The sequence below is a fragment of the Amphritea sp. 1_MG-2023 genome (assembly GCF_030547545.1).
Taxonomy (GTDB): Bacteria; Pseudomonadota; Gammaproteobacteria; order Pseudomonadales; family Balneatricaceae; genus Amphritea.
Genome location: NZ_JAUOQE010000010.1, coordinates 105,105 through 111,235, shown reverse-complemented (window position 1 = coordinate 111,235; position 6,131 = coordinate 105,105). Strand labels below are relative to the sequence as shown.

The 6,131-nt window shown below is 47.6% G+C and carries 8 protein-coding genes and 1 tRNA gene; 2 read left to right on the top strand and 7 right to left on the bottom strand.

The window, feature by feature from the left end:
* Positions 1-319 precede the first annotated feature (319 nt).
* Together Q4488_RS07880 and pyrE are read right to left on the bottom strand one after the other, a co-directional pair.
* Positions 320-395, bottom strand: a tRNA-Phe gene (locus Q4488_RS07880).
* Between the two features lie 98 nt (positions 396-493).
* Positions 494-1,135: an orotate phosphoribosyltransferase gene (pyrE, locus tag Q4488_RS07875; protein WP_303579926.1), complete on the bottom strand. Its 642-nt coding sequence runs from the start codon at positions 1,133-1,135 to the stop codon at positions 494-496.
* 197 nt (positions 1,136-1,332) lie between these two features.
* Between pyrE and Q4488_RS07870 the strand changes: the two genes are divergently transcribed.
* Positions 1,333-2,100 carry an exodeoxyribonuclease III gene (locus tag Q4488_RS07870; RefSeq protein ID WP_303579925.1) on the top strand — a complete coding sequence of 256 codons (768 nt, stop codon included), beginning with the start codon at positions 1,333-1,335 and terminating at the stop codon, positions 2,098-2,100.
* A gap of 80 nt (positions 2,101-2,180) precedes the next feature.
* Here Q4488_RS07870 and rph read toward each other — a convergent pair whose 3' ends face one another.
* Complete coding sequence (rph, locus tag Q4488_RS07865; protein ID WP_303579924.1) at positions 2,181-2,948, bottom strand: ribonuclease PH; 768 nt, start codon at positions 2,946-2,948, stop codon at positions 2,181-2,183.
* Positions 2,949-3,086: 138 nt separating this feature from the next.
* On the opposite strand from rph, the gene Q4488_RS07860 reads away from it, so the two are divergent.
* Positions 3,087-3,950 carry a YicC/YloC family endoribonuclease gene (locus Q4488_RS07860; RefSeq protein ID WP_303579923.1) on the top strand — a complete coding sequence of 288 codons (864 nt, stop codon included), beginning with the start codon at positions 3,087-3,089 and terminating at the stop codon, positions 3,948-3,950.
* Between the two features lie 399 nt (positions 3,951-4,349).
* Here the strand turns inward: Q4488_RS07860 and Q4488_RS07855 are convergent, their stop codons facing one another.
* The 4 genes from Q4488_RS07855 to Q4488_RS07840 are packed head-to-tail and all read right to left on the bottom strand — an operon-like array spanning position 4,350 to position 6,129.
* Positions 4,350-4,811 carry a hypothetical protein gene (locus Q4488_RS07855; RefSeq protein WP_303579922.1) on the bottom strand — a complete coding sequence of 154 codons (462 nt, stop codon included), beginning with the start codon at positions 4,809-4,811 and terminating at the stop codon, positions 4,350-4,352.
* Complete coding sequence (locus tag Q4488_RS07850) at positions 4,804-5,331, bottom strand: type II toxin-antitoxin system MqsA family antitoxin (RefSeq protein ID WP_303579921.1); 528 nt, start codon at positions 5,329-5,331, stop codon at positions 4,804-4,806. Before Q4488_RS07850 ends, Q4488_RS07855 begins: the two co-directional genes overlap by 8 nt.
* A 9-nt stretch (positions 5,332-5,340) precedes the next feature.
* Positions 5,341-5,784 (bottom strand): hypothetical protein, encoded by a 444-nt coding sequence (locus Q4488_RS07845; protein WP_303579920.1) that lies wholly within the window; start codon positions 5,782-5,784, stop codon positions 5,341-5,343.
* A 39-nt stretch (positions 5,785-5,823) separates the two neighbouring features.
* Complete coding sequence (locus tag Q4488_RS07840) at positions 5,824-6,129, bottom strand: hypothetical protein (protein ID WP_303579919.1); 306 nt, start codon at positions 6,127-6,129, stop codon at positions 5,824-5,826.
* Positions 6,130-6,131 lie beyond the last annotated feature (2 nt).

Sequence of the window (6,131 nt, the reverse complement as noted above, 5' to 3'; positions counted from 1 at the left end):
CGATGGCCCGAAGGGAGAGGAGCGTAGCGACGAATAATCGAACCAGGTTCGTGTTCCGAGCTGCGGTAGTCCAGACGCAAAAAAGCCCCACCTATCTAAACGATAAAAGTGAGGCTTTTTCAACTAAATAAGTGGTGCCCGGACTCGGAGCGATGGCCGCAGGCCATAACAACATCGCCGCTTTTGGGCGATGGCCCGAAGGGAGAGGAGCGTAGCGACGAATAATCGAACCAGGTTCGTGTTCCGAGCTGCGGTAGTCCAGACGTAAAAAACCCCACCTATCAAAACGATAAAAGTGAGGCTTTTTCAACTAAATAAGTGGTGCCCGGACTCGGAATCGAACCAAGGACACGAGGATTTTCAATCCTCTGCTCTACCGACTGAGCTATCCGGGCACTTAAGAGGGGCGTATTAAACACGGCCTAGCAAAAAAAATCAACTAAATTAATTCGCTATTTAAAAAATATTTCGTTATTGATCAAACAGTAACCATTCAGATGCCATATTGCGCACGATACTTAGAAATGGCTTCTATTTGTGCATCCATACCACCCTTCTCTGCGAGATAGGTCAACAGATCGTTTAGCGACACAATACTGGCAACCGGCATATTATAATCACGTTCTACTTCCTGAATCGCAGACAGCTCTCCTTTACCTTTTTCCTGCCGGTTGAGCGCGATGACGGTACCTGCGGGCGTTGCCCCAGCCTGTGCAATAATATCCATGACTTCACGAATCGCCGTACCTGCGGTAATCACATCATCAATGATCAATACCCGCCCTTCTAATGGCGCACCAACCAAATTGCCACCTTCACCGTGAGTCTTAGCCTCTTTACGATTAAACACATAGGGCACATCCTGACCAAACTCAGTCGCCAACGCCACACATGTGGCTGCCGCTAACGGAATCCCTTTGTAAGCGGGCCCAAGCATCACATCATACTCAATACCCGACTGCTGAATAGCCGCCGCATAACATTTACCCAGACGCGCTAAGGCAGCACCGCTATTGAACAAACCCGCATTAAAGAAATAAGGGCTAGTACGGCCCGACTTCAGGGTGAACTCGCCGAATCGCAACACCTCTTTATCTATCGCGAACTCGATAAACTCTCTCTGATAATCCTGCATGTGGGTTCTCCGCAACACTGTTTAAAAAGTGGCCGTATGATACAGGGTTTCTTCCTGCCCCTCCATTGTGAACAATAGTTAAACTCTGATTTACCCATCTTGTGATTAATAGTCCGCGCTTTAGATTTAAATTTCCTTAAACACCCAGTACAATGCGCCTTTCGCTACAAATTGCGTTTTTCACAGGTTTATAAGCTATGCGCGTCATTACATTCAATACTCAGGGTATTGAACAGGCTACAGATAAAGGATTCTTCCAGTGGATGGTAAAACAGAACGCTGATGTAGTATGCCTTCAGGATCTGCGTGCCAAAGATTATCAACTGGATGATAAGCGTTATCATCCGGATGGATATGAAGCTTACTTCTTCGATGCATTTGAAGACGGCTACAGCGGCGTTGCCATCTATACCCGCGTGATGCCCAAGGCCATCATGACCGGTTTAGGCTTTGAGCAATGCGACTTTCATGGACGCTTTATTCAGGCCGACTTCGATAATGTCAGCGTTGCCTCTTTTAGCGTCCCCTCTGGGCTTAAAAGTGCCGATGCACAGCAGGCCAAAGAGGAATACCTGCAGTTGCTTAAAGGGCACTTTACGAAAACCCTACGTAAACGCCGAGAATTCATTTTCTGCGGCCCGTTACTCATTGCCCATAAGCCGCAAGATCTCAGCAACTGGTATGTCAATCAGAAAGTCTCTGGCTTTTTACCACAAGAGCGCGAATGGGTCGAAGAGCTGTTTGGCGATATGGGTTATGTCGATGCATTCCGTCAAGTCAATCGTGTTGATCAACAGCACACATGGTGGCCGGATTACAACAAGGCCCGCCAACTCAATGAAGGTGCGCGTTTAGATTATCAGATCACCACCGCTAACCTGCGCAAAACAATCAAATCAGCATCAATCTACCGCGATCAGGTATTTTCCGCTCACGCACCGCTGATTATTGATTACGATCTTTGAAATCGCTGACGCTCAATCGTCAAAGCAGTACATTAAAAAAGGGAGCCAAGGCTCCCTTTTTACGCTTTAGCGATCTCCGCTCAGGCTAACGCTTTTTCCTGCAACTCGCATAATTCAGAGATACCCTTTTTCGCCAACTCGAGCATCGCATTTAACTCTTCCTGTGAATAAGGCTCGCCTTCCGCCGTGCCCTGTACCTCAACAAAGCCACCTTTGTTAGTCATGATCACATTCATATCGGTTTCGGCCGATGAATCTTCGGCGTAATCCAGATCCAGCACCGGCTTACCTTTAAAGATACCCACAGAGATAGCCGCCAAGCCACACTTAATCGGATCACCCTTCATCGCCCCATGCTTATCTTTCTTGAGAAAGCTAATCGCATCGCGCAGCGCCACGTAGGCACCGGTAATAGACGCGGTGCGAGTACCGCCATCGGCCTGAATCACATCGCAATCGATGGTAATGGTATTCTCACCCAGCTTCTTCAGATCCATACACGCGCGTAAAGAACGACCAATCAAACGCTGAATCTCAACGGTACGACCGCCCTGCTGACCTCGAGCCGCTTCTCGACCATTACGACTCCCCGTCGCACGTGGCAACATACCGTATTCAGCCGTCACCCAACCGGAACCAGAGCCGCGCAGAAAACGCGGTACGCCTCGCTCAACAGATGCGGTGCAGATCACTTTGGTATCACCAAACTCCACCAGCACGGAACCCTCAGCATGCTTAGTAAAGTGACGGGTAATACGAACCTCACGCATCTGATCCGCCTCGCGATTACTCGGACGGAAAGTCGTGACACCCAGGTTTTGCAACTGATCTGAAATTGTTGAACTCATGAACTTAAGAATCCTGTTCTAAACCCCAGATCGGCCGCATAGAGGAAGCGATCAAGGGCTGTTAGAATAAAGCGTAAACTCGCCGACACCGCTTCAGTGCCGACAACGAAACCCGCATTCTAAACGAGAACAGACCATATGACACGTAGCATGACCGCTTTTGCCCGCCAAGAAGCACAACATCAATGGGGCAGCTTGATTTGGGAAGTCCGCTCAGTCAATCACCGCTACCTCGAACCGCACCTACGCCTGCCAGACAGCTTACGCGATATTGAAGGCCCACTACGGGAATCCCTGCGTAAAAAACTCAGTCGTGGCAAAGTCGAATGCACTCTCCGTTTCGTTGCTGAAGCAAAATCGCAAACCTTAACCGTCAACGAAACCTTTGCCCGCGAGTTACTAGACGCGGCGCAACAGATGGAAAACCTACTACCGGTATCAAAGCCTATCGATACCATGGATCTTCTCCGTTGGCCCGGCGTATTACAAGACACCAGCCTCGATATGGACGCGGTCAAAAAAGCGGCTCTCACCCTCTTCCACTCCGCCCTCGATGAATTGATCGAAAGCCGCCATCGTGAAGGTGTAGAATTAGCCGCACTGATCGATCAACGACTCGATACCATCAGCGAGATCGTCACCGATGTCCGCAGCAAACTGCCCGGTATCCTGCAGGCCCAACGCGATAACCTTAAAGCGCGCTTAGCCGAGTTTAAAGCAGAGCTCGATCCAAACCGTATCGAACAAGAGATGGTCATCCTCGCACAAAAAGCCGATGTCGATGAAGAGATGGATCGCCTCAACACCCATGTACAGGAAGTAAAACGCGTACTGAAATCCAAAGGCCCGATAGGCCGCCGCTTAGACTTCCTAATGCAGGAACTCAATCGTGAAGCCAACACCCTTTCATCCAAATCCATCGTCACCGACACCACTCAAAGCGCGGTAGAGCTTAAGGTTTTAATTGAGCAGATGAGAGAGCAGATTCAGAATATCGAATAAATTGTTGGGAACAATTTATCGCGAACAAAGAGAGCCCGAAGGGTAAGTATCAGGGATGATACGAACAATAGTTCCACCCGTCCAAACCGGCTTTCATCTGGGTTCTCTGCCTACCAAGCGCACCAGAACGGATAGGCAAACCCTGTACAGATTACAACACAACGGTTTAAGCAAGGACTACAGAAAACGAGCAACCCTCACAGGGCACTGATCTAACGGGCAGCGGGAGGGGTGTTAGCGCGGTCTTAATATCAAAAGCGCCAAATAGCTCGATAGTGCTTGATGTCGCTTTTTGCTTGGCAGTTGTTCGGAATAACCGCACAACTGCAAATTGACGGCCAGAGCCCTAATGAGCTTGTTCTTTATTGTCGATAAGCAGGACTAGCGGGCAGTCCTTAGTTACTGTTTGCTAAATTGCACAGTTGGTAAAACGACTCTTGGCAAACGCAGTCGTTCGCATTGAGTACTCAAGAACTCGCGCCAATAGGGCCAAACATGGTAGCTAACATTTTTCAGTGCAAATTCATCAATCGCTGCCTGCTCTAGTTCTGCGGTGACTTGGTATTCTGCAATAAAGTCTGCTTCAACAAAGGCTTTAATATCAGGATCGCTATTTTCCTTAGGATTAATCCAACGTGTCCCCAAACGGATATAAATGCGTACCAAATGGCCATCGCCATCCATATCGATCAATTCACTGCGGTGAACAACATGCATTTGTTGCACTAACAGTGTATCTAGTTCTGTCGATTTGGGGTCAAAGTCATCAGCACACTTAGCTTGGCACGATTTAACGTATACATCCTGTATCACTAAAGCATCAATAGCCTGTTGTAACGATTTTGATACTTTTTTAGCCATAACACGCCTCTGGTTCGAGTTCGTGCGATGCAACAATTCTCGTTTTTCTAGCGGTCGATGAGAAATCCACTACAGCTACATTTTTCCAGCTTGTCTGGATATTACGCTCAACACCTGCATCCGACATCAACTTATCTAAAGCAGCTGGCACTTCCGCCGCTAAACGGAGTAGTTTATCCATTGCGTCTGATTGCATTACATCGTCTGATTCGTACTTGGAGAACGCAACAGGACCACCACCAAACACTTTTGCAGCGTCAGCCTGTTTTAAGCCCCAGCGTTTACGCAACACTTGGAGTTCAGTACCCGTTAACAAACCTTGCACCTGCTTTTTAAACGCAATCATTGCACGCTTGTTAAAGCGCGCCTCAGCAGCGCCTGCCTGTTCACTGCCACAGCAATCACACACGGCATACTGACTTTCAATTTGACCTTGTTGACCTAAATGCTCAACTGTAACCCTCTCAGTATGGAGAGTTAATTGGCCCATCTCACAAATTGGACAAGTTTGACTATTCACCACATATCCTCAGCGCGATAAATGACAAGAAACCAGTAATAACAACTTACCTGTCTTGCCTATCGCAAATTTCACATAGTATTCGAAGCGCATTTCTTTATGCGCATACTCTACCCATTCATCCCGAAACAAGCGGTAACCATCGCATGCTGCCCAAGACATAGCCTTATCAGTTTGACCAACTATGCACCATTCTGATTTTAGGTAACTTCCTGAACTCAGAGCGGTACAAACTAGCTGTTTAACATCATCAATATCGTATCCCATTGTCTGAACATCTTTTCTACAACGTTCAGTCAATAGCTTAGTGTTGTCACCAGCGGTTGCGAGCAATGCCCTAACCAACTCTGATGAATAAAGAGGCCCGTCTGCGATATAGATTCTGTCACTCCCTGCTTTACAAGGAGGCTGTTCGTCAGTGTAGGCGCTTAAATTTATCGCATTATTTACCATAATGGTAATTTAATCCAGTTAAAGTTGAACATTTAGCCTTCACACCATTGCCTCTTCGTAGACTTTTTCAACATCAGCAAACATAGTGACGCTCTCTAACCGAGTTAAGGTTGTGAGTTTCATCGAGTTTTTCATGGGGCGATGTGGCACGTTGGTCACTGGCGTTTGCAGCAAGAGCGGTTTGCCTAGCTCAAATAAATAATACAAATCAGCTGAGTCTGATTTCTTACCCGCTTGATCTTCGGTAATGGTGTAGCGTGGTAGCACTGTGACTCGTTTAACCGGCCAAAGTTTATCCATTTGCTTGGTTGAACTTTGGGTGTCTGAGGTAGACGCTAACGCCATTT